The sequence below is a fragment of the Arthrobacter sp. 2RAF6 genome (assembly GCF_052115205.1).
GTDB lineage: Bacteria > Actinomycetota > Actinomycetes > Actinomycetales > Micrococcaceae > Arthrobacter.
In genome coordinates this window covers 158,126-183,467 of sequence record NZ_JBFRGF010000001.1, presented here as the reverse complement: position 1 = coordinate 183,467, position 25,342 = coordinate 158,126, and the positions used below count along the sequence as shown (strand labels likewise).

Annotated in this window: 24 protein-coding genes; 15 read left to right on the top strand and 9 right to left on the bottom strand. The window is 61.7% G+C overall.

Translation table 11 applies throughout. The features are described from left to right. Window positions 1-75 precede the first annotated feature (75 nt). Both AB4Z38_RS00900 and AB4Z38_RS00895 read left to right on the top strand, forming a co-directional pair. On the top strand, window positions 76-1,797 hold the full coding sequence (locus AB4Z38_RS00900) for a DEAD/DEAH box helicase (protein ID WP_441427964.1): 1,722 nt from the start codon (window positions 76-78) through the stop codon (window positions 1,795-1,797). A gap of 8 nt (window positions 1,798-1,805) precedes the next feature. Next, window positions 1,806-2,669: a DNA-methyltransferase gene (locus AB4Z38_RS00895; protein ID WP_441427963.1), complete on the top strand. Its 864-nt coding sequence runs from the start codon at window positions 1,806-1,808 to the stop codon at window positions 2,667-2,669. On the opposite strand, the gene AB4Z38_RS00890 is transcribed toward AB4Z38_RS00895, so the two are convergent. Next, complete coding sequence (locus AB4Z38_RS00890) at window positions 2,666-3,511, bottom strand: PHP domain-containing protein (RefSeq protein ID WP_234748301.1); 846 nt, start codon at window positions 3,509-3,511, stop codon at window positions 2,666-2,668. The genes AB4Z38_RS00895 and AB4Z38_RS00890 overlap by 4 nt on opposite strands. An 80-nt stretch (window positions 3,512-3,591) precedes the next feature. On the opposite strand from AB4Z38_RS00890, the gene AB4Z38_RS00885 reads away from it, so the two are divergent. From AB4Z38_RS00885 to AB4Z38_RS00865, 5 genes are all read left to right on the top strand, one after another. Further along, complete coding sequence (locus AB4Z38_RS00885) at window positions 3,592-5,175, top strand: aminopeptidase P family protein (protein WP_441427962.1); 1,584 nt, start codon at window positions 3,592-3,594, stop codon at window positions 5,173-5,175. 543 nt (window positions 5,176-5,718) lie between these two features. Continuing rightward, entirely contained in the window at window positions 5,719-6,657 is a 939-nt protein-coding gene (locus AB4Z38_RS00880; RefSeq protein ID WP_441427961.1) for a lysophospholipid acyltransferase family protein, read from the top strand. Beyond that, entirely contained in the window at window positions 6,654-7,424 is a 771-nt protein-coding gene (locus AB4Z38_RS00875; protein ID WP_441427960.1) for an ABC transporter ATP-binding protein, read from the top strand. Before AB4Z38_RS00880 ends, AB4Z38_RS00875 begins: the two co-directional genes overlap by 4 nt. Then, window positions 7,381-9,864: an FtsX-like permease family protein gene (locus AB4Z38_RS00870; protein ID WP_441427959.1), complete on the top strand. Its 2,484-nt coding sequence runs from the start codon at window positions 7,381-7,383 to the stop codon at window positions 9,862-9,864. The genes AB4Z38_RS00875 and AB4Z38_RS00870 overlap by 44 nt, the downstream gene beginning before the upstream one ends. A gap of 83 nt (window positions 9,865-9,947) precedes the next feature. Beyond that, window positions 9,948-10,970, top strand: a complete 1,023-nt coding sequence (locus AB4Z38_RS00865; RefSeq protein WP_441427958.1) for a HesA/MoeB/ThiF family protein — start codon at window positions 9,948-9,950, stop codon at window positions 10,968-10,970. On the opposite strand, the gene AB4Z38_RS00860 is transcribed toward AB4Z38_RS00865, so the two are convergent. Further along, window positions 10,971-11,804 (bottom strand): general stress protein, encoded by an 834-nt coding sequence (locus tag AB4Z38_RS00860; protein WP_441427957.1) that lies wholly within the window; start codon window positions 11,802-11,804, stop codon window positions 10,971-10,973. A gap of 76 nt (window positions 11,805-11,880) precedes the next feature. Between AB4Z38_RS00860 and AB4Z38_RS00855 the strand changes: the two genes are divergently transcribed. The 3 genes from AB4Z38_RS00855 to AB4Z38_RS00845 are packed head-to-tail and all read left to right on the top strand — an operon-like array spanning window position 11,881 to window position 14,991. Continuing rightward, the gene (locus AB4Z38_RS00855; protein WP_284980679.1) at window positions 11,881-13,164 is read left to right on the top strand and encodes a magnesium transporter MgtE N-terminal domain-containing protein; all 1,284 of its coding nucleotides are present in this window, start codon (window positions 11,881-11,883) and stop codon (window positions 13,162-13,164) included. A gap of 49 nt (window positions 13,165-13,213) precedes the next feature. Next, complete coding sequence (locus tag AB4Z38_RS00850; RefSeq protein WP_441428063.1) at window positions 13,214-13,852, top strand: DUF1003 domain-containing protein; 639 nt, start codon at window positions 13,214-13,216, stop codon at window positions 13,850-13,852. Window positions 13,853-13,863: 11 nt separating this feature from the next. Further along, on the top strand, window positions 13,864-14,991 hold the full coding sequence (locus AB4Z38_RS00845) for an Mrp/NBP35 family ATP-binding protein (RefSeq protein ID WP_441427956.1): 1,128 nt from the start codon (window positions 13,864-13,866) through the stop codon (window positions 14,989-14,991). A gap of 3 nt (window positions 14,992-14,994) precedes the next feature. On the opposite strand, the gene AB4Z38_RS00840 is transcribed toward AB4Z38_RS00845, so the two are convergent. The 3 genes from AB4Z38_RS00840 to sigE are packed head-to-tail and all read right to left on the bottom strand — an operon-like array spanning window position 14,995 to window position 16,972. Beyond that, window positions 14,995-15,378 (bottom strand): twin-arginine translocase TatA/TatE family subunit, encoded by a 384-nt coding sequence (locus AB4Z38_RS00840; protein WP_441427955.1) that lies wholly within the window; start codon window positions 15,376-15,378, stop codon window positions 14,995-14,997. A gap of 31 nt (window positions 15,379-15,409) precedes the next feature. Further along, on the bottom strand, window positions 15,410-16,291 hold the full coding sequence (locus tag AB4Z38_RS00835) for a hypothetical protein (protein ID WP_441427954.1): 882 nt from the start codon (window positions 16,289-16,291) through the stop codon (window positions 15,410-15,412). Window positions 16,292-16,327: 36 nt separating this feature from the next. Then, the gene (gene sigE / locus AB4Z38_RS00830; protein ID WP_234748318.1) at window positions 16,328-16,972 is read right to left on the bottom strand and encodes an RNA polymerase sigma factor SigE; all 645 of its coding nucleotides are present in this window, start codon (window positions 16,970-16,972) and stop codon (window positions 16,328-16,330) included. A gap of 259 nt (window positions 16,973-17,231) precedes the next feature. Here sigE and AB4Z38_RS00825 point away from each other — a divergent pair, with 259 nt between their 5' ends. Then, window positions 17,232-17,864, top strand: a complete 633-nt coding sequence (locus tag AB4Z38_RS00825; protein WP_028264931.1) for an O-methyltransferase — start codon at window positions 17,232-17,234, stop codon at window positions 17,862-17,864. Between the two features lie 74 nt (window positions 17,865-17,938). On the opposite strand, the gene AB4Z38_RS00820 is transcribed toward AB4Z38_RS00825, so the two are convergent. From AB4Z38_RS00820 to AB4Z38_RS00805, 4 genes are all read right to left on the bottom strand, one after another. After that, the gene (locus AB4Z38_RS00820) at window positions 17,939-18,106 is read right to left on the bottom strand and encodes a DUF3117 domain-containing protein (protein ID WP_009357720.1); all 168 of its coding nucleotides are present in this window, start codon (window positions 18,104-18,106) and stop codon (window positions 17,939-17,941) included. A 231-nt stretch (window positions 18,107-18,337) separates the two neighbouring features. Then, the gene (locus AB4Z38_RS00815; protein WP_441428062.1) at window positions 18,338-19,579 is read right to left on the bottom strand and encodes a hypothetical protein; all 1,242 of its coding nucleotides are present in this window, start codon (window positions 19,577-19,579) and stop codon (window positions 18,338-18,340) included. Window positions 19,580-19,614: 35 nt separating this feature from the next. Then, entirely contained in the window at window positions 19,615-19,950 is a 336-nt protein-coding gene (locus AB4Z38_RS00810; RefSeq protein WP_441427953.1) for a DivIVA domain-containing protein, read from the bottom strand. 37 nt (window positions 19,951-19,987) lie between these two features. Beyond that, window positions 19,988-20,839: a TIGR00730 family Rossman fold protein gene (locus AB4Z38_RS00805; protein ID WP_441427952.1), complete on the bottom strand. Its 852-nt coding sequence runs from the start codon at window positions 20,837-20,839 to the stop codon at window positions 19,988-19,990. 184 nt (window positions 20,840-21,023) lie between these two features. Here AB4Z38_RS00805 and AB4Z38_RS00800 point away from each other — a divergent pair, with 184 nt between their 5' ends. The 4 genes from AB4Z38_RS00800 to AB4Z38_RS00785 all read left to right on the top strand — a co-directional run bounded on the left by AB4Z38_RS00800 (window position 21,024) and on the right by AB4Z38_RS00785 (window position 24,280). Then, on the top strand, window positions 21,024-21,779 hold the full coding sequence (locus AB4Z38_RS00800) for an amino acid ABC transporter ATP-binding protein (RefSeq protein WP_441427951.1): 756 nt from the start codon (window positions 21,024-21,026) through the stop codon (window positions 21,777-21,779). Window positions 21,780-21,829: 50 nt separating this feature from the next. Beyond that, window positions 21,830-22,705, top strand: coding sequence for a glutamate ABC transporter substrate-binding protein (locus AB4Z38_RS00795; protein WP_441427950.1), 876 nt, complete (start codon window positions 21,830-21,832; stop codon window positions 22,703-22,705). Window positions 22,706-22,793: 88 nt separating this feature from the next. Next, window positions 22,794-23,444, top strand: coding sequence for an amino acid ABC transporter permease (locus tag AB4Z38_RS00790; protein WP_441427949.1), 651 nt, complete (start codon window positions 22,794-22,796; stop codon window positions 23,442-23,444). Next, a complete protein-coding gene (locus tag AB4Z38_RS00785) occupies window positions 23,441-24,280 on the top strand; it encodes an amino acid ABC transporter permease (RefSeq protein WP_441427948.1) in 840 nt (279 codons plus the stop codon). Before AB4Z38_RS00790 ends, AB4Z38_RS00785 begins: the two co-directional genes overlap by 4 nt. Window positions 24,281-25,342 lie beyond the last annotated feature (1,062 nt).

The following is a 25,342-nucleotide window of genomic DNA, read 5'->3' as shown; positions in this document are numbered from 1 at the left end:
ATCCGTGCTCCGGAACGGCCCTGCCACAACCGTTGAGCACGCAGCGCAGCCCAAATGAATAAGGAAAACTCCACTGTGAGTGAATTGCACACCCATGAAGTTCTGACAGACGGAACCGAAACGATCGAACCCGAGGAAACCATTTCCTCGGACGAAACACCCCACGAGATCGCAGAAAAAACCTTCGCCGACTACAACGTCCGCGCCGACATCGTTGAATCCCTCTCCGACGCCGGAATCACCCACCCGTTCCCCATCCAGGCCATGACCCTCCCGGTCGCCCTGGGCGGTCACGACATCATCGGCCAGGCCAAGACCGGTACCGGAAAGACCCTCGGTTTCGGCATTCCGGCGCTGCAGCGCGTCGTCGGACCGGACGACGCCGGCCACGACAAGCTCGCTGTCCCGGGTGCACCCCAGGCCCTCGTGATTGTTCCTACCCGCGAACTCGCCGTTCAGGTTGCCAACGACCTGCAGACGGCGTCCCGGAAGCGCAACGCCCGCATCGCCACCATCTATGGCGGCCGCGCCTACGAGCCCCAGATCGAAGCCCTGCAAAAGGGCGTCGAGGTTGTTGTCGGCACGCCCGGCCGTTTGATCGACCTCTACAAGCAGAAGCACCTGAACCTCAAGAACGTTCGCATGGTGATTCTCGACGAAGCAGACGAGATGCTTGACCTCGGCTTCCTTCCGGACGTCGAGACCCTGATTGCCGGCACACCCGCCGTCCGCCAGACCTTGCTCTTCTCCGCCACCATGCCTGGCCCGGTCATCGCCATGGCGCGCCGTTACATGACGCAGCCCACGCACATCCGTGCCGCCGACCCGGACGACGAAGGCCTGACCAAGCGAGACATCCGGCAGCTCATCTACCGTGCCCACAGCATGGACAAGGTCGAGGTCGTCGCCCGCATTCTGCAGGCCCGCGGCCGCGGCCGGACCATCATCTTCACCAAGACCAAGCGCACCGCAGCCAAGGTTGCCGAGGAACTCGTGGACCGCGGCTTCGCGGCCGCCGCCATCCACGGTGACCTGGGCCAGGGCGCCCGCGAGCAGGCACTCCGTGCCTTCCGCAACAACAAGGTGGACGTCCTCGTGGCCACCGACGTCGCCGCCCGCGGCATCGACGTCGATGACGTCACGCACGTGATCAACTACCAGTGCGTCGAAGACGAAAAGATCTATTTGCACCGCGTTGGCCGCACCGGCCGCGCAGGCAACAAGGGCACGGCCGTGACGTTCGTCGATTGGGACGACATGCCGCGCTGGGGCCTGATCAACAAGGCGCTGGGCCTGAGCTACCCGGAGCCCGTGGAAACCTACTCCTCGTCGCCGCACCTTTTCGAGGAACTGGACATCCCCGCGGGCACCAAGGGCCGCCTGCCCCGCGACAAGCGCACCCTTGCCGGCGTCGACGCTGAGGTCCTGGAAGACCTGGGCGAGACCGGTAAGAAGAACTCCCGTTCCGGCGGCGATTCCGGGCGTGGACGCACGGGCCGGGACGGCGGGCGTGATGGTGGCCGTGAAGGTGCACGCCGCGGTCCCAAGTCAGGCGACGCTCCGTCGCGCGAAGGAGACGGTGAGGGCGGACGCAACCGCACCCGCCGCCGTCGTACTTCCGAAGGCGACGCAGCCCCCGCCGGAGGTTCAGTTCAGTCTGCCGAGCCCCAATCCGGGCAGGCACAGTCCGGCGAGGGCGCGGACAAGCCGTCCCGCGCACGCCGTTCCCGCACCCGCCGCCGCAACGGCGAAGTGGTGTCCGCTTCCGGTGCATCCGGCGAGAGCACCGAGGCTTAACGGCCTCAATGACTGACACTGTTTGGGCGCCGGACGGCAGCAACTTGGTGGTTCACGCGGACAACGCGGAATTCCTCCCGACGCTGCCGGACGGCGCCTTCACACTGATTTACGTGGACCCGCCCTTCAATACGGGCCGCGTCCAGAGCCGCCAGGAAACGCGCATGGTCCGCAACGCCGACGGCGACGGCGACCGCGTCGGCTTCAAGGGACGCTCGTACGACACCATCAAGGGCGCGCTGCACCGCTACGACGACGCCTTCAGCGACTACTGGTCCTTCCTGGAACCCCGGCTCGTGGAGGCCTGGCGCCTGCTTGCCGACGACGGCACCCTGTACCTGCATCTGGACTACCGCGAGGTGCACTACGCCAAGGTCATGCTGGACTCGATCTTCGGCCGGGAGTGTTTCCTGAACGAGATCATCTGGGCCTACGACTACGGCGCACGTGCCAAGAACCGCTGGCCCACCAAGCACGACAACATCCTCGTGTACGTCAAGAACCCCGCCAAATACCACTTCGACAACGCCGAGGTTGACCGTGAGCCGTACATGGCGCCGGGCCTCGTGACGCCCGCCAAACGCGAACTCGGGAAGCTCCCCACGGACGTTTGGTGGCACACCATCGTTTCCCCGACCGGGAAGGAAAAAACCGGCTATCCGACGCAGAAGCCGGAAGGCCTGGTCCGGCGGATCGTCACTGCATCGAGCCGGCCAGGAGACTGGTGCCTCGATTTCTTCGCAGGCTCGGGCACGCTCGGTTCAGTCGCGGCGAAACTCGAGCGCAGGTTCGTGTGCGTGGACCAGAACGCCCCGGCCATCGAAGTGATGCGGAAGCGCCTCGACGGGAAGGCCACTTTCTACCCCGACTAACGGACCACCGAACTCCCCGTGCCCAGCTCCTCGATGCGGGCCAGGACATCGGGGGACGTCAGGTTCTCCCCGAGAAGATTGGGCTTGCCGGTTCCGTGGTAGTCGGACGAACCGGTCATGAACAACCCGTGTTCGGCGGCCAGGCGGCGCAGGAACACGCGGCCTTCCTCGGGATTGTCGCGGTGCTCCACTTCCAGCCCCAAGAGGCCGGCGTCGATCATTTCCCGGTAAGTCCGTTCCCCGACCACCCGGCCGCGGGCCGAGGCCACCGGATGGGCGAAGACGGGGACACCGCCCGCCGACCGGACGAGCTCGACGGCGAGCGCCGGGTCCGGTGCGTAGTGCTGCACGAAATAGCGCGAGTGCGATGTCAGGATGGCGGTGAACGCCTCGGAGCGGCTCGCCACCGCACCGGCCGCCACGAGGGCGTCGGCGATGTGGGGCCGACCCACAGTTGCACCGGGAGCCACATGATGGATGACATCGTCCCAGCTCAGTGGGTAATCCTCTGCCAGGAGCGTGACCATGCGTTTGGCGCGGGTGAGCCTCGCGTCTTTCGCTTTGGTGATTTCCTCAAGCAGGCCGGGGTGTCCGGGATCGTGGAGGTAGCTCAGGAGATGGACGCTGATCCCTTCCCGGGTGCGGCACGAGATCTCTATCCCCGGCACGAAAGCCACCCCGAATTCGAGGGCGGCGACGGAGGCCTGCTCCCATCCGTCAGTGGAGTCGTGGTCGGTCAAGGCCACCACATCCAGACCCGCAGCTGATGCGGAAGCGATCACTCCCGCGGGAGCCTCGGTCCCGTCGGAAACATTGGAGTGCGCGTGCAGGTCGATCTTCACTTTCCAAGCGTATTTGATAAGGGACGGCTTGGACCGTTGCGCCGCTGGCCTAGTATCGGCCTTGATGGGACTATTGGACGGTGAACGATGCAGATAACACCCAAAACGGTGAAACCACAGCCTCCCAGCCCCTGGAGGAGCGCGTCAACAACCGCTCCCAGCGGCCCACATCCGATGCCTTCAAGGCGTTCATGGCCAGCAATTGGGCGCCAGCGCCGCAGGTGACCCCTGCGCGTGACGCCGTCGCAGACCATGCCGCCACGCGTCGTCGGGCCATCTCCGACAAGTTCGCGGGCCTACGCCTCGTCCTACCGGCCGGCCCGCTCAAGGTCCGCTCGAACGATTGCGACTACCGCTTCCGCCCCCACTCCGGCTTTGCCCACCTCACGGGCTTGGGCCTGGACCACGAGCCCGATGCCGTGCTGGTCCTGGAACCTGTCGAGGAGGGAACCGGCGACGACGGCGGCAACCACCTCGCGACGCTCTACTTCCGTCCGCTCGCTGGCCGGGACACGGAACAGTTCTACGCCGACTCGCGTTCCGGTGAGTTCTGGATCGGCGCGCGCCCGACGCTCGCCGAATTCGAAGCGCGCCTTGGGCTCAGGACGGCGCACCTCGACGAACTCGAGATGGCCATCACCAAGAACGTGGGTGCCCCGGAAATCGGCGGCATCTCGATCCGCCTGGTGCGCAAGGTCGACGAGAACATCGATGCCCTCGTGGACACCGCCCGCTACAACACAGCCAAGGATCCGGAGAACCTGGACCTCGGCGAACTCGATGCCCTGGACGAACTGCTCAGCGAGGCGCTCTCCGAGTTGCGCTTGCTCAAGGACGCCTGGGAAATCGAGCAAATGAAGATCGCCGTGTCCGCGACCGTGGAGGGTTTCGCCGACGTCGTCCGCGCCCTCCCCCGCGCCATGACCCACCACCGCGGCGAACGCGTCATCGAAGGCGCTTTCTTCGCGCGTGCCCGTGAAGAAGGGAACGAGCTCGGCTACGACACCATCGCGGCCGCCGGAAACAACGCCACGGTGCTCCACTGGACCCGGAACACGGGCAAGGTCAACGCCGGGGAACTCGTGCTCCTCGACGCCGGTGTGGAGGCAGATTCGCTCTACACCGCCGACGTCACGCGTACCATTCCCGCCAACGGAAAGTTCTCGGACGTCCAGCGCAAGGTCTATGAAGCCGTTCTCGACGCCGCCGACGCCGGATTCGCCGCAGCCCAGCCGGGCGTGAAGTTCCGCGACATCCACACCGCCGCCACCACGGTCCTCGCCGAACGCCTCGCCGAGTGGGGCCTGCTGCCGGTGTCCGTGGAGGAAGCCATCAGCGCCGAAGGCCAGCAGCACCGCCGTTGGATGCCGCACGGTACCAGCCACCACCTTGGCCTGGATGTCCACGACTGCGCCCAGGCCAAGCGTGACCTTTACCTGGACGGCGTCCTCACCGAGGGCATGGTCTTCACCATCGAACCCGGGCTCTACTTCAAGAACGAGGACCTTGCCATTCCGGAGGAATATCGTGGAATCGGCGTCCGGATCGAGGACGACATCCTGATGACGGCAGACGGTCCTGTCAACCTCAGCGCCGCTCTCCCCCGCAAGACCGACGACGTCGAATCCTGGATGGCTGGCATTTACCAGGACGCCGAAGCGTAACCACTGACGCAAAACGCAAGAGGAGGGCTACCGGATATTTCCGGTAGCCCTCCTCTTTTTGCTTTGGGGGCGGCCGAGCCGTCCTAGTAGTGGTGGCGGGCTGCGACGGGCAGGGGCTCTTGTGCCACGTCCTGTTGGAGGTCAAACACGTAGACGCCGGCTGCCTCCACTTAATTTCGGGTTTTTTACACTGAGATTTGCCGTTTTGACCACTGAGATTGACGAAATCCACACGGAGACGCCCCTCGGCACTTGTACCCTCCTCCTAGGCGCAGCACCAATAGACCAGCCCCTTTTTGGTGCTGTTGCCATGCCCTGAAGTGGCATTTCTCCATCTTCGAATCGGTCAAAGCAAGGAGGTGAACACACATGGAGATGATCTCGGAAGATGTGCTGGAGGCGGGAGCCACCCTGGCCTGTAACAGCGGGTGCATGTGTACCTGATCTAGCGCTCGGTTCGTTGGTGGCGAGGCTTGTGCTCCGCCACCAACGAACCAGGTGAGATAGCAAGGATACGAACAACAGTGAATTTGGGGGGACAGCGTGCGCTTGCCACTGTTCAATATTTTCGACTTTCCGAAGCACAAGAATTTCTATGAGGCGATCCATGCTGCGGGGCCAGTTGGCGCGTGGAACCTTATGAAGGAGCTAGACGCCCTCGATCGGCCCATCTACCGGGCAAGGCAACCGAACGTAGACAATTTCGAGGTCTTGAAGGCCCGGGCCCTGGATTTCATGAATGCGGTCCCTGGGCTTGATGGCTTTGACAAGGAATTGCACGCCACGAGCTTTGCTGAGTACGGACCGAAGCTTCAGTTTGAATCGACTTTCATCAATCTGTGGATGAAAGACCCTGAGACCCTGTTTCGGGACGTTGTGGCCGTCGATGGACGCGAGTACCTTCACGAGGCGGCATCCAGTGGCCGAGGGGTAATCGCGCTCCCGCTGCATCTGGGACCCTCATATGCTGCCATTCCCATGCTCGCCTATGAAATGCCGACGACGACGCTCTACAATCGAATGAATTTTGACGAGATCCACACAGCCTCCTTTCCTGACTTGGACTTCCGCGGGATCAAGCTCGGGAGCACATCGGCGATACGCTCTGGCCTTACGGCCTTGCGCGAGGGCCGGATCTTTTCCATGTTCCCTGAACTGGACCCTCGTGGAGTGGACGAGCACCATGCCCGAATTCCATTCTTGGGGACGACCATCATGGTTCCCACCGGTCCGATTATCCTGAGCCATGTTTCCGGTGCCCCTATGGTCCCTCTCACACTCGGTGCCATCGGCAACGGCCGCTTTCGACTCAAATACCATCCTGCTATACCACCGCCGGCGTCTCCCGATAAACGTCGCCGCTCCCTGCTGGCCGTCTGGGATGTCATTGAGTCGGAGCTTCTCGCCGGGGACGTCGGGGAATGGGAAATGTGGTTTGAATTTGACCGGATGCTCCCCCAGGTCTGGGCCATCGAGACATGACCGGCAACCTTCCCGCCATTTCCCTCAAAAGCGTCCGTCGCCACTATGACGACGGTGCCGGAAACGAGAAAGCCGCACTAGACATTGTTGAACTGGAGATCCGACCAGGTGAACTTGTTGCCGTCATTGGCCCATCTGGATCCGGCAAGTCAACCCTGCTCCAATTGGTCGGTGGAATCGATTCGCCGACTGCAGGAAGTATCGACGTAGCAGGACTCCGGGTCTCCGGGATGGACGAAAAACAGAAGACAATCTTCCGGCGGGAGAATGTTGGATTCATTTTCCAGGCATTTCATCTTGTTCCAAGCATGACGGTGGTGGAGAACGTCGCGTTGTCATCGATCGTTTCCGGTCAAAAAGGCTTTCGTTGGCGAGCAGATGCTCTGGTGCTGCTCGATCAGCTGGGACTGTTTGAATATGCCGATAGATTTCCCGATCAGTTGTCAGGCGGGCAACGTCAGCGGGTCGCCGTAGCTCGGGCGCTATTCGGGACTCCCAGTATCGTCCTCGCCGATGAACCGACGGGAAGCCTCGACTCGAGGAATAGGGATATTGTTCTCCGTCTGATTCGCGACGCGATTGGCGACGATCGTCGTACAAGCGGGCTGATGGTCACCCATGATCCACATGCTGCGAGTTATGCCGACCGGATCATTGCGCTGCGGGACGGGAAGATCATTGATCAACTTGACCTCAACGCACCACATCAGGAGGGAGATTCTCATGACGAGCGCGTTCGCTCGTGGTTTGCGGCAACTTCGCTTTGATTTTCCCCGATATGGAATCGCAGCCGTTGCGCTTGTGTTCGGCGTTGCGCTCATTTTCGGCACTCTACTCACATCGAAAAGCATCAACGACCAGCTCTCGCAAGGGGTTGGTTCGTTATCAGGCATAGGCGACATCGCGGTAGTGCCTGCTATTCCCGGAACCACGGCTCCCGAGAGCGCAGTGAGGGCAATAGCGGATCTCCCTGGGGTTGCGACGCCGATCCCGACTCTGGCACGGAATTCGAGCGTCCGGCCATCGGGAACCCGTGGCACGGGCCATCCGCTGACGGTTACGGGTTACCCCACCACGTTCAACACAGAGCTTCAACGCATGAGGCTCGAGATTAGGGGCGGGCTCCCTGCCGTAAACAAGCCCGAGGCACTGGTTCCGGCTGACGTCGCTTCGCGCTTAGGCGTGGACGTAGACGATTCGCTGGTGGTCGCGTCGAGCGACGGGGCAACGCAACTACGCGTCGTAGGCGTGTTCAATGGCAAGATTCTTGGTCCGTTGGCATACGACAACATTTTTGTCGATTTGTCCTACGCCCAGATGATATTCAACCAGCAGGGCCAAGTATCAAGAGTTGACATCCAGCTGGCGGCAGGACACTCCGCGGAACGCTGGCAGAGCGAATATTCGTCCGGCCTGCCTCCTCAGTTCAAAGTGCAGGACACTTCTGCCCTCAATTCGACCCTCGGTCCCCTCATCACCGTTGTTTCACTCATCTTGATGATCGCCTCCTGCACCGTTCTGGGCATCTCGATCCTCCTATCAGCGACGGCCTTCCAATCCGTCGTGAATGCCCGCCGGCTGACTTACGGAGTCATGAGAGCCGTCGGCGCCCGCGGTTCCTGGCTGGCAGGCGCCGTCTTGTGTGAGGCACTGATGCTTGCGTTCGCGTGCTCGGTGGTCGGGTTAGGGCTCGGGTTTGGCGTCAGCTGGATCCTCAACCAAGGCCTATCATCGATCGGCAACATACCTCCAGCAACGGTGGCGGTCGAACTTTGGCAGGTACTGCTTGCCATCCTGAGCGGGGTCGCTGCGGGCTGCGCCGGGGCGGCTCGGGCCATAGTGAAAGTGCTACGCCAGGCCCCTCTTACGGCCATCTCGGCTGAAATCGCAGAGCGCAGGTCTGGGCAGAGACTCCGTGCCGCCGTCGGCATCACGCTCCTCGTATTCGGAGTCGGCAGCTACTGGCTTGACGTCGCCGTCGTGAAGCTCGTTGGCTTCGTCCTATCGCTGGCCGCCGTGGGATTCCTTGCTCCGCTAATTCTCGAAGCCACCGCCAGGCTACAGATCTTCAAGGGGTGGACAGGCAAGGCTGCGGCCCAGCGTCTGCGCAAACACGCATCGCTCGACTCCACGACGGCCATCATGGGCGTTGTCGTCTGTCTGGGTGCCGCCCTTGTGATCGGAGTCGGCTCGGTAAGGAGCGCGATGATGGAGCAGATTGCTCGCCAATTCGGAGCGGACATTCAAATATCCTCCACGACGCCTATCACTGAAAAATTAGACGAGCGCCTGGGGTCCATTGAAATGATCAACAGGGTTTCAGACACCGTTTGGGACCGCGGAGCATTGCAGTTCCAGGGGACCTCGAGCCAGATTGCAATCCTTGCTGTCGATCCAAACAGCTATTTCGCCACAGCTCAGCTTCCATGGCGCCGGGGAAGTGACGGGACTGCGCCCCTTGCCCTGGAAAAGGGAGGCGCGGTCATCATTCCTGAAGCTCTCGCCGTGAGCCGCGATATTTCCTTAGGCGACACCGTCAGATTAGATCGGGCAGGCAAGACCCTCTCGCTTCGCCTTGTCGGGACGTTTGCGTCCTTGGCAACAGGGAACCAAGTGGTGATGAGTCGTGACGCGGCTGCCGAGCTGGGAATCACTGGATCCAACGGCTGGAATGTAGAAGCGAAGCCGGGTGTCGACGTCACAGCGCTCCGGGACCAGATCGCTGATTCAGTTGCCGACATCCCTGGGGTCTCGGTGATCACGGCCGCCAAAATGAAGGAGCGCGCAGAATCAGAGCTCGGTTCATACGCCGGAGCTGCCTTCGGCATCGTGGTGCTTGCACTCAGTCTCGGCGCGGTCGGCGCCGCCGGCCTGTTCTCAGTCGGCGTCGCTCGTCGGGAGAAAGAGTTCGGGATGCTGCGCGCGATTGGTGCCACCCGGGCGGACATAACGAGGCTAGTTGCCGTTGATGCGATTTTGCTCGGAATTGCGGCGTTGGCAGGGGGTCTTCTCGTTGGTCAGTTGGCTGGGCGGGTCCTGACCCAGCTTGTCGCCGGGGCACTCGGCGTGACGCTAAGCCCTACTTTTACCGTCCTGGCATTCAGTGGAATCGCAATTGTCACCTTGACGGCGCTATGCCTTGCGGCGATAGGACCGAGCCGCAGGGCGGCTCGAATAGAGCCCGCAGCTGCCCTGAGGGCTGAGTAATGGCCGATAGCGGAGGAGCGAAGAGGGGTTTCCGCCCCTTGAGATTGCGGGACAGCGTGCTGGTATTCAACCGCGATTGTCGAATGCAGTTCATTTGCACCATGGAACTCAGGGTCCTTGAATTCGATGTATCCCCGTTTGTGATCGAATTGATCCCCTTGCTTGACGGGTCGAATTCCGTCGAAAGGATCGAATCGATCCTCGAAGGAAGTGCCGGGTTTACTCGCACGTCGCTTGAAAACGTCCTGGCAATCATGGAAGCCGAGCGCCTCCTTGATCTTTACCCGCAGCCGGAGCACTCAGGAGAAGACCGATTCGAACGCCAAGAAAGGCTGTTTCAAGAGTTCGCATCCACGTTTGCTCTTGCTAACTCACCATCTCAACTGCAGGAGAAACTCCGTACTTCAAAAGTGGTGGTCGTGGGAGTCGGCGGAACCGGGACATGGCTTTTGCAATCTCTCGTCGCCGCAGGTGTCGGCAGAATTGAGATTTTCGATCCGGACATTGTTGAACTCACAAACTTGAACCGGCAGGTCCTATATCAGCCCGGCGATCTAGGCCTGGCTAAAGTTGATGCCGCTGCCGACCGATTCAAGTCGATCGACGAGAACCTCCAGATCATCACGAACCGTCGTCGAGTAGTTGCCGCGGCTGATCTCGAATCGGCGTTGCGAGACGCGAGCCTCGTGGTCGGATGCGCGGATGAGCCGGACGTCGTCGTCATCTCAGATGTCATCGCTGAAGCCGCGACGGAAGCGCGCGTTCCCCACATCGTTGGTGGCGCGTATGGCGGAAACCTGGGCGTGCCAGGCACCAGCATCATCCCTGGACAGACAGTTTGCTGGCAATGTATTCGTTCACAGACCATGAACGATCACAACCGCTCCGATTTCCTTCCGCTCAAGGGAAGAGCGAGGAGCGGGGGAAGCACCGCAGCCATTTCGGGCTTGGTGGCGAATCTGACAGCGTGGGAGGCCATGCGGATCCTGCTCGGGTTGCCCCTTGCCTTGTCCGGGCAGGTACGGGAACTCGAGCTATTCACCTTGGACTGGCGCGTCCGAAAGCTCGCACGCCTTCCAGATTGCAGCTGTGAGGCCTTGCAATAACTACTGCTTGGCCTGATCCTCACCGTTGCCGGACTGCTCGCCGTTTCCTGGTTCGTTCACCCGCACACCGTACTGCGGACGGCCGTCGGGAAGGTCCGGGTAGCGAACGCCGGCGGTCGGCTGCGCGGCCTCGGCTGGGGCTGGGGCCGGGACATCCGCAACAGGCTGGGCGGGCTCGCCGGCCGCTCCCTGTCCGGCTTCGGGTCCACGCTGGCCATAGGGGTCCTGCCAGGACGCTGGACGTTCCGGGGCCGGACCCTGTGGTGCACTTGGATGGACCGGCGGGTTCCGGTAGTCCTGCGGCGTGTATGCCTGCGGCGGCCGGCCGAAGGCTGCCTCGGAAGGATTCATGGGCAACTGGTGAAGGAGACGGCGGGCTTCGTGGGATGCCTCAAGCGCGACAATGACGTCATAGTTCGTCGCCACTACCTGGCTGGTGGAGGTGAAGTCCCGCTTCCCGCGCTGAGCAGCGTAGGTGACGATCCCGAAGAGCATGAAGAATGCCGCACCCATGAGGACCGACGTCACAATCGAGAAGGGGCCACCGGCCGGGGTGAAGAACGAAAGCATGACGCCCACGAACAGGCCGAACCACATACCGCTCAGGGCACCGGACAACGCGACCCGAGGGTAACTGAGCCGTCCCGTTACCCTCTCCACCATTTTGAGGTCGTTTCCCACAATGGAGACATGCTGGACGGGGAACTGCTGGTCGGCAAGATAATCCACCGCCTTCTGGGCATCGAGATAGGAAGTGTAAGAGCCCACGGTGTCGCCCTTGGGGACGCTGCGGGATTCCTCCGTGGCCTTAGGGGCACCGAAAATGTTCGCCATACCCCCATTCTGTCCCATACACATGTGAACCGGCTGAAATTCAGCTAAAAGAGAGCAGACTCGGTAGCCTGTAAGGGTGAGCACAAATCCTTCACGCATCTTTGTCGCGCGCTTGCTCGGCCTCGACGTTTTCGACCCCCTGGGCGATCGCCTGGGCCGGCTGCGCGACGTCGTGGTGCTCTCCCGCGGCTTGCGCGGGGCCCCGCACGCAGTGGGTATCGTCGTCGAAGTTCCGGGCAAGAAGCGCGTCTTCGTTCCCATGACGAGGCTGACGTCCATGGACCAGAGCCAGATCATCTGTACCGGCCTGGTCAATCTGCGCCGCTTCCAGCAACGCGGTGCCGAGCAGCTGGTGGTCGGCGAGCTCTTTGACCGCAAGGTGACCCTCAAGGACGGCAGCGGCGACGCCATCATCGAAGACATCGCCATGGACCAGCAGCGCAACGGTGACTGGCTGGTCTCCAAGCTTTTCATTCGACGCGGCACGTCTACCTCCAGGCTTCGGGGGCTGCGCCGCGGTCACACCCTGCTGGTGGACTGGGCGGAGACGCTGCAGGGCTCCGAGAACGATCCCCAGGGTGCCAGCCACTTCGTTGCCACGCACGAGGACCTCAAACCTGCCGACTTTGCGGACGCACTCCAGGAGATGTCGGACAAGCGACGGATCGAAGTGGCCAGCGAGCTCCAGGACGAACGCCTCGCCGACGTGCTCCAGGAATTGCCGGAAGAGGACCAGGTAACCCTCCTGTCCGCCTTGGACAACGAACGCGCAGCCGACGTACTGGAAGAGATGGACCCGGACGACGCCGCAGACCTGTTGGCAGACCTGCCTTCCGCGAAGGCCGAGGAACTGCTGCTCCTGATGGAGCCCGACGAGGCTGACGACGTTCGCAGGCTTCTGCAGTATGACGAAGACACTGCCGGCGGCCTGATGACCCCGGTTCCCGTCATCCTGCCCCCGGAAGCCACGGTCGCGGAAGCGCTTGCCCATGTGCGCAGCGAGGAGCTCTCCCCCGCCCTGGCCTCGGCCATCTTTATCTGCCGCCCGCCGCTGGAGACCCCCACGGGACGTTTCCTCGGCGTCGTGCACATCCAGCAATTGCTACGCAGCGCCCCGCCCGAACAGCTGGGCAGCATCGTGGACAAGAACCTGGAGCCGGTTTCCGATCACGCCAGCGTCAGCGAGGTCAGCCACACCATGGCCTCCTATAACCTCAACTCCCTCCCGGTCGTGAATAGCGCCGGTCGCCTCGTCGGGGCGGTGACTGTTGATGACCTCTTAGACCATTTGCTCCCGGACGACTGGCGAACCCACGAAGACGGAGCCCCGATCAGGAAACTAGGAGGCCGAATTGGCTGAGAAGCCCACCAGCGGAGGGCTGGACACCCCGCTGGAGCTGCGTTCCCGCATGCTGCCGAATTTCGGCAGCGATCCCGATGCCTTCGGCCGGTTCGCCGAGCGCTTCGCCCGGTACATGGGTACGGCGAATTTCCTGTTCTATATGACGATCTTCGTGATCGTCTGGATCGCGTTCAATGTTGTTGGCTTGTTCGGCTTCCAATGGGATCCCTACCCGTTCATCCTCCTCAATCTTTTCTTCTCCACGCAGGCCTCCTACGCTGCACCCCTGATCCTGTTGGCCCAGAACCGCCAGGATGACAGGGACCGCGTGACAATCGAGCAGGACCGCGCCCGTGACGAGCGCAACCTGGCGGACACCGAATACCTGACGCGTGAGGTCGCGGCTCTTCGTATCGCCCTGCGCGAGGTCGCTACCAGGGACTACGTGCGTGCCGAACTCCGCTCGCTGCTGTCGGATCTGCTCGAAGCTCAGGAAGAGATGGGCCCGAACAATCGCGATGGCTCGAACAATGGCGAGAAAGCCAAAGACAAAGCCAAGGACAAGCGCGACAAACAGCGAAATCCCCGCACACAGCAGATCCCGAAAATCCACCCTGCGCATTCCAGCGCCACCCAAGCAGAATCCGGACTCTCAACGGTCGGCACCTCGCCGAGCCCGGGTTCCCCTGCCCAGCCTGAAAGCTGAACATCCAAACCATGAGCACACCATCTGTCGAGGCCCTCAACGCTGCCTTGGCAACCGTCATCGATCCCGAACTCCGCCGTCCCATCACGGAATTGGGAATGCTGGATTCGGTCGAGGCCAGTCCGGACGGAACCGTCCGGGTTGCGGTGCTGCTGACCATCGCCGGCTGCCCCCTGCGTGAAACCATCACGGCCGACGCCACGGCTGCCCTAGCGCGGGTTCCGGGCGTGACGGACGTCCAGGTCGAGCTCAAGGTGATGACGCAGCCACAACGCGACGCCCTCAAGGAACGGCTGCGGGGCACCGGCGGACAACGCGGAATCCCCTTCAACGAGCCGGGCTCCCTGACGAAGGTCTTCGCCGTGGCCAGCGGCAAGGGCGGGGTAGGAAAGTCCTCGGTGACGGTCAACCTTGCGTGTGCCCTTGCTGCGCAGGGCCTGCGCGTGGGAATCGTCGACGCCGATGTCCACGGTTTCTCCGTCCCGGCGCTCATGGGAATCACGCAGCAGCCCACACGGGTGGACGACATGATCCTTCCGCCCGTGGCCTTCGGCGTGAAGGTGATCTCCATCGGCATGTTTGTTTCCGGAAACAAGGCGGTGGCCTGGCGGGGGCCCATGCTCCACCGCGCACTGGAGCAATTCCTTACGGACGTCTATTTCGGCGATCTGGATGCCCTGTTCCTGGATCTTCCGCCAGGTACAGGCGACATCGCCATCTCGGTGGCGCAGTTGCTCCCCAACGCTGAAATCCTCGTGGTGACCACCCCGCAGGCCGCAGCAGCGGATGTTGCAGAGAGGGCCGGAACCATCGCAACGCAGACCGGCCAGAAGCTTGCGGGAGTCGTGGAGAACATGTCCTTCCTGGAGATGCCCGACGGCGGCAGGATGGAATTGTTCGGAAGCGGCGGCGGGAAGGTGCTGGCTGAGCGGTTGAGCGCCGCCGTCGGATCCGACGTTCCGCTGTTGGGACAGATCCCCTTGGACATCCGTCTGCGCGAAGGCGGAGACGCGGGCCGCCCCGTGGTGTTGACGGCTCCGGAGACGGCCGCCGCACAAGCACTCCAGGGCATCGCGGAAAAGCTCAACGCCAAGCCGCGCGGCCTGGCCGGAATGTCCCTCGGGATCCAGCCAAAATAGCTCTTACGTGGCCTCAGCGTCGAAGGGCGCCTTTTCACCGACGGAAAGGCGCTCAACAACCCGCTCGGGAGCTTTCGTCGGGGTGTCCACGGCTGCAACAGCGGCAGGCGCACCATCGCTGACAGGCTTCGTGTCGTCGTCGAGCAGTGCTTCCTTGATGATCCGGCGCGGATCGTACTGGCGCGGGTCATACTTCTTCCAGTCGACTTCATCGATGTCGATGCCGACTTCTTCCTTGATCTGCTCACGGGCACCGGACGCCATGCGCCGCAGTTCCTTGACCAGATTCGTCAACTTCCGCGTGTATTCAGGCAAACGGCTGGGACCGATCACGATGACGCCGATGATCAGCAGGATGAGAAACTCCGAGCCATTGATTCCAAACACGTATCGAAGATTACCTTGTCCGTTGGTCCGCTCAGAAACCTGCGAGGCCCGCCAGGGCTTGGAGTCCCCGTTGCAGCCGTTCATTCCAGGTCTCCGCACTGTTTTCGGCGGCCCGGCCAACTACCAGCGAATCGCCCGCCTTCACGAGCTCAGGAACGGCCACCGCAGCCTGGTTGGCAGGCATGTCGGAGGAATAACGCAGCACGGCCACCGGCGAGGAGTAGACGGCTTGCCATGGGGCCCCCTGGGTGATGGAGAGTTGGGTTCCCGAAGCGCCGCTGCCCTCCAGGTGCTGCTCCACCAGGGTGGCGTGGTGGTCACCGTCGCTGAGGTGCAGCTCAACGGCGGGGTGCCCGTCCTGTATCAAGGCCCGGGCGGAAACCACATGGTATCCCATGCTCGCCATTTCGGGACATGCCCAGCCGTCTCTCCGCAGTTCGGATAATTGCTGCTCGCTCAGGCTCACCGTCCCGGCTACTCTGACGGGCAGACTCAACTGCGAACCTGTCACGGGGAGTTGCTCTCCGGCGTTTCCGGGCACGGTTGAACTGACCAGGGTCCGGACTTCCTGCTCTCCGCGGTTGGACGCCTGCGGCGCAACTTCACCGCCGAGCGCGTAGGCTGCAACCGCCAGCATTCCGGCACTCACGGCGAGTCCGCCGGCCGCGGTGCTGGCAAGCCGGATACCGTGCCACACGCTTCGCTGGGGCGCGGGGCGCTCCGGAAAATCGGCTTGCGCCAACCGCTGGGTGTGTTCGATCAGCCTATTGGTGAAATCCTGGCTGGCCTCGGGGACTGCGGCACGGCGAAGCCGTTCCAGGTATTGGCGTTCCCGCTGTACCGCGGCGTGGCATTCAGAGCATTCCTGCAGGTGGCCCGGGGCGCGGCTGTGCCGGATATTTCCCCGAGTCAAAGCACCGCGTCGTCCTTTCAGCAAACCCATCGGCGACTAAAGGAGACCGGCGATGCGCGGCATCTTGAGCCGCGGTTTGCGGGCTTGGACCGGACGTGGGTCGCGGTGCGCCAGCTTTTCACGGAGCATTGTCCGTCCGCGGTGGATGCGGGACCTGACGGTCCCCAGTTTTACGTCAAGTGCTTCGGCAACTTCGTCGTAAGAAAGGCCTTCAAGATCGCAAAGCACGACGGCGGCGCGAAAGTCCGGGGGGAGTTCCTCCAAGGCGCGCTGGACGTCGAGATCGAGGTTGTTCAGCTCGAAGCTCTGCTCGGGACCGGGTTCATGCCCGGGCAGCCGGGATTCGGCGTCTTCGGCCAAGGCATCGAAGCGTATGCGGCTCTTCCGACGGGCCTGGTCAAGGAAGAGGTTGGTGGTGATGCGGTGCAGCCAGCCGTCGAGCGTGCCTGGCTTGAAGTTTTCGAGCGAACGGAACACCCTGACGAAGACTTCCTGCGTGAGGTCCTCGGCGTCGAACTTGTTTCCAGTGAGCCGGTAGGCAAGGCGGAAGACCTTGGCGGAGTGATTCTCCACCACTTCCTCCCAGCTTGGCCTGACCCATTCCTCGGCCGGAGGGGCCGTGTCGGTGGAACCCAGGACTGCTGCCGTTGTCTGGACTGGCGCAGCACTTGATGCCCGCATCGTCCGCTCCCCTCAAACTGTTTGTCATCCTGCCGGTCACTCAGGAGTTCGTTGCCGGCCCTCGCTTGGATGGCTGGATATATATCATCCCAGTCTTGCCTGAGATTTTGCTGATCACAGGCAGGCTTTTCCCGCAGAGCGAACATCGTCCGGAGGACACGCGGGAAGACACAGAATTGCGGGCCGCAGGCGTCCGGGCCGGGCGGCCCGTAGCCAGTAGTCTGGAAGCAATACCCCTCTGCCTGGAAAGCGAACCCCCATGAGTGCCGACAAGTCAACCAGCTGGTCCTATGCAGAAGATCTGCCTGCCGAGGACGACGTGTTGCTTCGCGCCCGTGAACGCTCCTTCGAGCTCGGCGTTACTCCTGTGAGCCCCGGCGTCGGCGCCGTCCTGACAGTCCTGGCCGCGGCGTCGAAAGCCCAGACTGTTGTAGAGGTCGGCTCCGGGGCAGGCGTCTCAGGCGTGTGCCTGCTGCGCGGCCTCAGTCCGCAGGCTGTCCTGACCACTATCGACGTCGACGTCGAGCACCTCAAGGCCGCCCGCGAGGCCTTCCTGGAATCCGGCAGTCCGGCGAACCGGACCCGGACCATCTCAGGCCGTGCAGCCGACGTCTTGCCGCGCCTCACCGACTCCGCTTACGATCTCGTATTCATCGACGCCGACAAACCCAACTTTCCCGGTTACGTTGAGCAAGCCATCAGGCTGCTCAAGTCAGGTGGAACACTCGTCATCAATGACGCCCTCGACAAGGACAAGGTTTCCAACCCGGCTGCCAGGGACAGCACCACGGTCGTGTTGCGCCAGATCGGCAAGGCCATCCGCGACGACGAGCGGCTCTCTTCGGCGATGCTTCCCACAGGTGACGGCTTGCTGGTGGCGGTAAAGAAGTAGCCGGCCAGCATCGCTTTCAGGCTTAAACATGAAAGCAGGGCGCCGGCTCTTCCGCCGGGCCCTGCCCAGTGAATCTATTCGGTAACGCCTACGAGGCATTCCTTGAGGTTCGCCGCCTCTGCTGCGTTGAGCTCGACCACCAGCCGTCCTCCGCCTTCGAGCGGCACACGCATGATCAGGCTGCGGCCCTCTTTGGTTACTTCCATAGGGCCGTCGCCAGTACGTGGTTTCATAGCCGCCATTAGGAAAATCCCCTCCAGTTGTCCCAAATCCCGCCAACCCGGCCGGGCTGGCTCCGCGTGGAAAATACGGCGTCGACAGTCATGGCAGTTCAGTCGTCGTCGCCGGGCACCCGAGAGTGCCTTTTGTCCTTGCTTGTGTCTATTATCTCGTAATTACCCGCCCGTAGCTAATTGATGGACTTTTCCCGGCGGGCCGCGATCGCGCCTGAACAGGCGAAAGGGCGCGCGACATCACGGCGGGTAGTCGCCGCCGCCCGGCAACTGCGCCCACGCCCACAGCCAGACGATCCATACGATCTGGAGGAGGAAGAACATGACCACCACGGTGCCGCGGTAGGCCTTCGAGCGGGACAACCAGGCCGCACTGAGCGCCAAGGGGAACAAGGGCAAGAGCATCCGGAACGTGCTCGTCTGTGGGTGCAGGAAGACCAGAAGGTAGCCCATGTAGCACGTGCACCACAACCTCAGTTCGGTGCCCAGGGCCCGGACTGGTTTGCTCAACATCAGCAGGGCAAAGAGCGCCACGAAGACAAACGGCGCCAGAATACCGAGTACTGGTCCGAAGAGCATTTGACCAGTCTCGAACCATGGCTTGAACGGAATGAGGTCGGCCCCGCGCCAAACAGTCTCTGTCTTGGTGTAGGCCAGCGGATCCCCTGTGACCACCCACGCAATGGCCGGCCAGGCGAGAGCGCCCGCCACGCTGACCACCACAAGCGCGGCCAGCGATCCAAGGTCACGGAGCGTCGGCACGGCGTCTGTCGGCACGGCGTCTTTAGGCACGGCGTCCGGCCCTGGGCGGCGCCGGAACCTCTTCCACAGGTGGTGGAGCAGGAGCAGCCCCGCCATGGCCGCGAAGGGCACGCCTGTGGGCCGCGATAGGCACATGAGCAAGACCACGGGCATCGCGCCAAGATACTTGCGTCGCACCACAAGCAGAAGCGAACCCGCCAGCAGCAAGGTGTTAAGGGATTCCGCATAGGGGACCTGCAGGATGGCCGAGACCGGGAACATCGAGAAGAAGGTCAGTGCCCACAGCGCCGTGGTTCGCCCGGCGAATTCCCGGAACAGTTTGTAGACCACCATGGCCGCCCCGAGCCCGGCCACCGCGGCAATGACTGTCAGGGCCGGCCGAGTCGCCAGTCCGGTGAGAGCACCGAGGGCCCTGGCAAGGTAGGGGAAGAGCGGATAGAACGCCCAGGAATTCTCGGCGACACCGCCGTTCGCATCGACCGGCAAAACAGACGGATAACCGTTGTTTGCTGCTTCGGCGTACCAGCGCCCGTCCCAGATCGTGATGAAGTTCCAGTAGTCCGGTGCCGGCGGAAACCACGGATTGACGCCTTGCTGCAATGCTGCAGCCATGAAGATACAAGCGCTGACAAGTCTCGAGGCGATGTAAACAAGGGCGACCTGGACCCACCACGGCCAGCTCGCGGCGTGGGCCCCGAGGCGGTGCAGCCTCCGGGCCAGGGACCCCTTCGGGGACCGCGTTCCGACTGACGGGGTCACTCCTTTGGTTCTTCCTGGTTCCCGGCTGCTTCAAGGGCCAGTTTCAGCCGTTCGATTTCCCTCTCTTGGGAGGTCAGCTGATCCCGCAGCTCATCGAGCACCTCATCCACTTGGTCCATCCGGTAGCCCCTCAGGCCAAGGGCAAAGCGCACCCGGTCGACGTCGGACGCCTTGGCTCCGGCCGGTAACAGAACCGGCGGCAGGTTCGGAACGGGTTCATCCAAACCGGCGCCGGAGTCGCGGCTGGACCTCGCCATTCCGGCACCGAGGAACAACACGGCACCGATGACGACAATCGCGAGAAAGACCAGAAAAAAGCTCACAACAACCATCGTGCCAGACTCAGCTGAGAGCTCAGTGCCGGCAAGGCTACTCCGGGCGCTGGTCGCCGTTGGTCGAGGGTGGGCGCGGGATTCCGTGCAGGACACGGTGAACGGCGTCCGCGGGATCGTCCACAAGCTGGATGAGGTCCAGGTCCTTTGCGGAGACCATGCCTTCGGCCACCAGGGTCCCCTTGATCCATTCGATCATCGGGCTCCAGAAGTCGACCCCCAGAAGGACGATCGGGAACGATGTCACCTTGCGGGTCTGCACCAGGACCATGGCTTCAAACAGTTCGTCCAGGGTTCCGAGGCCGCCCGGCAGGACGATGAACCCTTGCGCGTACTTGACGAACATGGTCTTTCGGGCGAAGAAGTACCTGAAGTTGATGCCAAGATCCACCCAGCGATTGAGGCCCTGTTCGAAGGGCAGCTCGATTCCCAGTCCAACGGAAACGCCGTTGCCTTCGACCGCTCCCCTGTTGGCGGCTTCCATGGATCCCGGCCCACCGCCTGTGATGACGGCGACGCCGGCTTCCGCGAGGTGGCGGCCGACCTGCACGCCCATATCGTAATAGCCCGTGCCCGGCTTGGTGCGGGCGGAACCAAAGACGCTGACAGCGGGGCCTAGCTCAGCGAGCGCACCGAAACCTTCAACGAATTCGCTCTGGATCCGCAGGACCCGCCACGGGTCGGTGTGAATGAAGTGATCGGCTCCCCTCGTGTCCAGGAGTCGCTGGTCCGACATCGGCATGGCGGCCTGTTTGCGCCGAAGCTCCAAGGGTCCTTTGTGCTTGGCGGGCGGCTCTGCGGCTATGGCCGGAGCTGACGCTGCCGATCCGTTGCTCGTGGCCTTGCCATTGGCGTCTGGACTAGGAACTTGGGGCTGGCTGGTACTCATTGACCTAGGCTAGCGCGGATGGCGGCTGCTGCCGTTCCGGCGTGGCCCTCTTGTTTGCGGTGTTTGGTGTCCTGCCCACCATTTGCTGTCAGATACCTGCAATGCAGGTATCTGTTGAATCACGATCTGCGGAAGTTGCTGTGAGCTGGCTCATCTTGAATCAATTCTTCGCTAGATTCGTCCCATGACTATTCAAGCCGCCAGCGATGCCCTCGTCTCCCTGAATGGCGTCAACAAGCACTATGGTCAACTGCATGTCCTGAAGGACATCAACCTCCAGGTGAAAAAGGGTGAGGTTGTGGTTGTCATCGGGCCGTCGGGCTCGGGCAAGTCCACGCTATGCCGGGCCATCAACCGCTTGGAGACCATCGATACAGGCGAGATTTCGATCGATGGCAAGAAGCTTCCGGAGGAAGGCAAGGAACTCGCCCTCCTCCGGGCCGACGTCGGGATGGTCTTCCAATCCTTCAACCTGTTCGCCCACAAGACGATTCTCGAGAACGTCACGCTGGGGCCGATCAGGGTCAAGAAGCTGGACAAAGCGACCGCGGACAAGGACGCCATGGCGTTGTTGGAGCGGGTTGGCGTCGGGCAGCAGGCACCCAAGTTGCCTGCGCAGCTGTCCGGTGGCCAGCAGCAGCGCGTCGCAATTGCCCGGGCGCTCGCCATGAAGCCGAAGGTCATGCTGTTTGACGAACCGACCTCGGCACTTGATCCGGAAATGATCAACGAGGTCCTGGATGTCATGGTCCAGTTGGCCAAGGAAGGCATGACCATGATCGTGGTTACCCACGAGATGGGCTTTGCCCGCAAGGCTGCCGACCGCGTGGTCTTCATGGCCGACGGTCAAATCGTTGAGGACGCCACACCAGAGGAATTCTTCACCAATCCCCAGAGCAACCGCGCGAAGGATTTCCTCTCCAAACTCCTGACCCACTAGCACTTATCGCACCCAGGCCGCAGGGGTGGCCGCACAATGAAAGGAATATCATGAAGGCTTTTATCACCCGGAGGAAATCCCTCTTGGTCGCTGCAAGCGCGGCGCTCGCCCTTTCGCTGAGCGCGTGCGGCGGCGGCGGAAGCAGTACTACCCCAGTCGAGAAACCAACGTTCGCGGCGGGCACGACGATGGAGAAGCTCAATAAGGCTGGCAAGATCACCATCGGCACCAAATTCGACCAGCCACTGTTCGGCCAGAAGGGCCTGGATGGCAAGCCGGTAGGCTTCGATGTCGAAATCGGCAAGGCGATCGCGGCGAAATTGGGAATCGGTTCGGACAAAATTGAATGGAAAGAAACTGTCTCGGCCAACCGTGAGCAGTTCATCAAGAACGGCGACGTCGACATCATCGTGGCCACGTACACCATTAATGACAAGCGCAAAACCGAGGTCTCTTTCGCCGGGCCGTACTATCAGGCGGGACAAGCCCTGATGGTCAACAAGGACAACACCTCGATCACCAAACCCGAAGACGTCAAGGGCAAGAAGGTCTGCTCGGTTACCGGTTCGACCCCTGCCGCAACCATCGTCGACAAGTATGGGGCGATTCTGGTGCCGGCCGCCACGTACTCCGCGTGCCTGGAACCTCTGCGGAACAAGCAGGTTGAAGCAGTCACCACGGACAATGTCATCCTTGCTGGTTTTGTGAACAAGGAGCCCGACGCGTTCAAGCTCGCCTCCGAGGAAACCTTCACCAAAGAGCCCTACGGTATCGGTCTGAAGAAAGACGACACTGTCTTCCGTAACTGGATAAATGACCAACTCGAGGCCTTCGCCAAGGACGGCACGTACAAGAAGGCTTGGGAAGCAACGGCTGGCGCGGTCATTAAGACTGTGCCTGAGCTTCCGGCGATCAACCGCTACTGATGCCCAGGTGGTTGTTGGACAGGAAACTCCTTCCTGTCCAACAACCACCGCCCAATGATCCCTTTCCCCGAAGCAGCCAAAGGAAGTCATGGACGTCATCATCGAGAGCCTGCCCCAGTATTGGGACGGGTTCCTCAGAACTCTTTTCCTGGCGGTGGTCTCTGGCATCATTGCGCTGGTCGTTGGCACCCTGCTCGCCGCAGCCCGCGTCTCGCCGGTCAAGGCCCTACGCGGATTCAGCATGGCCTACGTGGAGATCGTCAGGAATACGCCACTCACCATTGCGTTCTTCTTCGCCGCGGTGGTGCTCCCCCGGTTGGGCGTGACCTTCGAACAATTCGAGGTCGCGGCAATAATTGCGTTGAGTTCCTATACCTCAGCATTCATTGCCGAGGCTGTACGGTCAGGCGTAAACAGCGTTCCGGTCGGGCAAGCCGAGGCCGCCCGAAGCATCGGTATGAACTTCGGCCAGGTCCTTAATTACATCGTGCTGCCCCAAGCACTGCGGACCGTCATCCCGCCCATGATCAATATCCTTATCGCGCTGGTAAAAAACTCATCTGTGGCGGGCGCATTCTTTGTCCTGGAGCTCTTCGGCTACGGCAAGCAGCTCGCCAACTCGCACGGTGACAGCGTCCTGTGGGTACTCGTCGGGGTAGCCGTTTTCTACCTGCTGATTACCGTGCCGCTCGGGTATGTCGCCAGCCAGGTTGAACGAAAGGTGGCGATCGCACGATGAGTTCGGTCCTCTACGATGTCCCTGGCCCCAAGGCTCGCCGTATTTCGCTGTACGCCTCCATCATCGGCGGATTGTTGATCGCGGGCCTCTTGGGCCTCGCCCTCTGGACACTAGGCAATCAAGGGATCTTTGAATCCCAGCGGTGGGCGGTTTTCGGGATCCCGGACGTCTGGGCGCTGATTGGCAGCGGCATCGTGGCCACCCTGTCAGCTGCGGCGGTGGCCGCCGTGATCGCCTTCCCCCTTGGCTTGCTCCTGTGTCTCTTCCGGATATCCACCGTGGCGTGGATCCGGGTACCCACTCGGATCGTGCTCGAATTCCTCCGTGGCATGCCCGTGGTGCTGATGATGTTCTTCGTCCTCTTGGTTTTTGCTACGGGATCCTTTGTGGCCGTCGTGGCGGGCTTGGTGCTGTACAACGCCGCAATCTTCGCGGAAATCATCCGCGCCGGCGTGCAGTCGCTCCCTAAAGGACAACGAGAGGCTGGATTGGCGATCGGGCTGACAGGCTTCCAATCCCGCCTCAGCATCGAGCTGCCGCAAGCGATCCGGCGGATGCTGCCGTCATTGGTGGCACAACTCGTTGTGCTCCTGAAGGACACCTCTCTCGGGTACATCGTTTCCTACGAGGAACTCCTCCGGAAAGTCCAAATCATGGCGGACTTCTTGGGCCCGCAGTATCTCTTCCCGGTTTTCTTCGTCGCTGCCGCGATCTATATTCTGATCAACCTGTCCGTCTCCCGTTTGGCCATCTGGATTGAACGGCACGGCTCCAAAAAGGCGGCGGGCGGCGTAGCGAAGGCAGCTCCGACCGGAATTCCCACCGCGGCCAAGTAGTTTTGCACGTCGAAATTTAGGGGTCTGCAAGCGAAGTCTTGCGGACCCCTAAGTTTTGTCGTCGTTCACCACCGCCAAATCCTGCATGCCAGTTGCAAGATTACCGGCGTCCCGGGTTGGAATTATCCCAAGTACTAACACGAGCCTCTGCGCGACACTCAATTTTGGCAGTTTTGGCACTCATTTCGACGGAACGCCCACCTAGGTGTGGAAACGAGTGTTTAGGATTAGTCAGGACCGGCGCCGATCCTGACCATCCAAATTCAATGAGGAACAGGACACAAATCACCGCTTCGTGGCGGTTGTCTCCGAACTTGCGGAAGCTAGGGCGAGGGATGCATCACTGCCGCGCACGAGCAGCCCTAGCCGCGTCCGGTTCCAGCTCAATAAGGAAAGACAAGGAAGGCTAAATGAAAGCCAGCCGAAGGATAACGTTCACCCTACTCCCAATCCTAATGTGCTCCATTTTAATCGGTTCCTCCGCATAGGCCGCACCTGCAACGAATACCCCGAACGCTTCGGGCTGCATTCTTTCTTCGAGCTCCATCGCTTACGCAAACTACGAGGACGGCGCACAGCTCAGCGCATCTATCACCTACCGCTGTTCCTCTGCAGCACCAGGAGATCAAGTTTTCGTCAATGGGGGTATCCAAAATAGCTCGGGACAATACATACGTCTCCTGTATTCAAACGACCCCACAGGTCAATCTCAGGCAAACACGGCGTCCTGCACAAACGGACCCTCCTGGGTTACAAATTGGAGTTGCACCGTCTATCTAGCAGCCAGGCCTCTTGCCGGGTATCAAGGCTATCGAGTCTCAGGCAACAGTCTATTGTCCAGTTCGAGCGGCTCCGGTGAGCCCAGCCAGCGCTTCGTCACCACCGGTTACTACTATTACTAAAAGCGAATTGAGTCCAACTGGACGTTTGGCGGGGCTGCTGCCTGAAATCTCCAAATCCCCAGGCAGCAGCCCTCTAGCGCTGCGCGGAAAGTGTCCAAGGGAAAGGCCTCGGAACAACCATGCTTTCCATGGGATCCTTCCGTCTGTTCGCTCCGCCTTT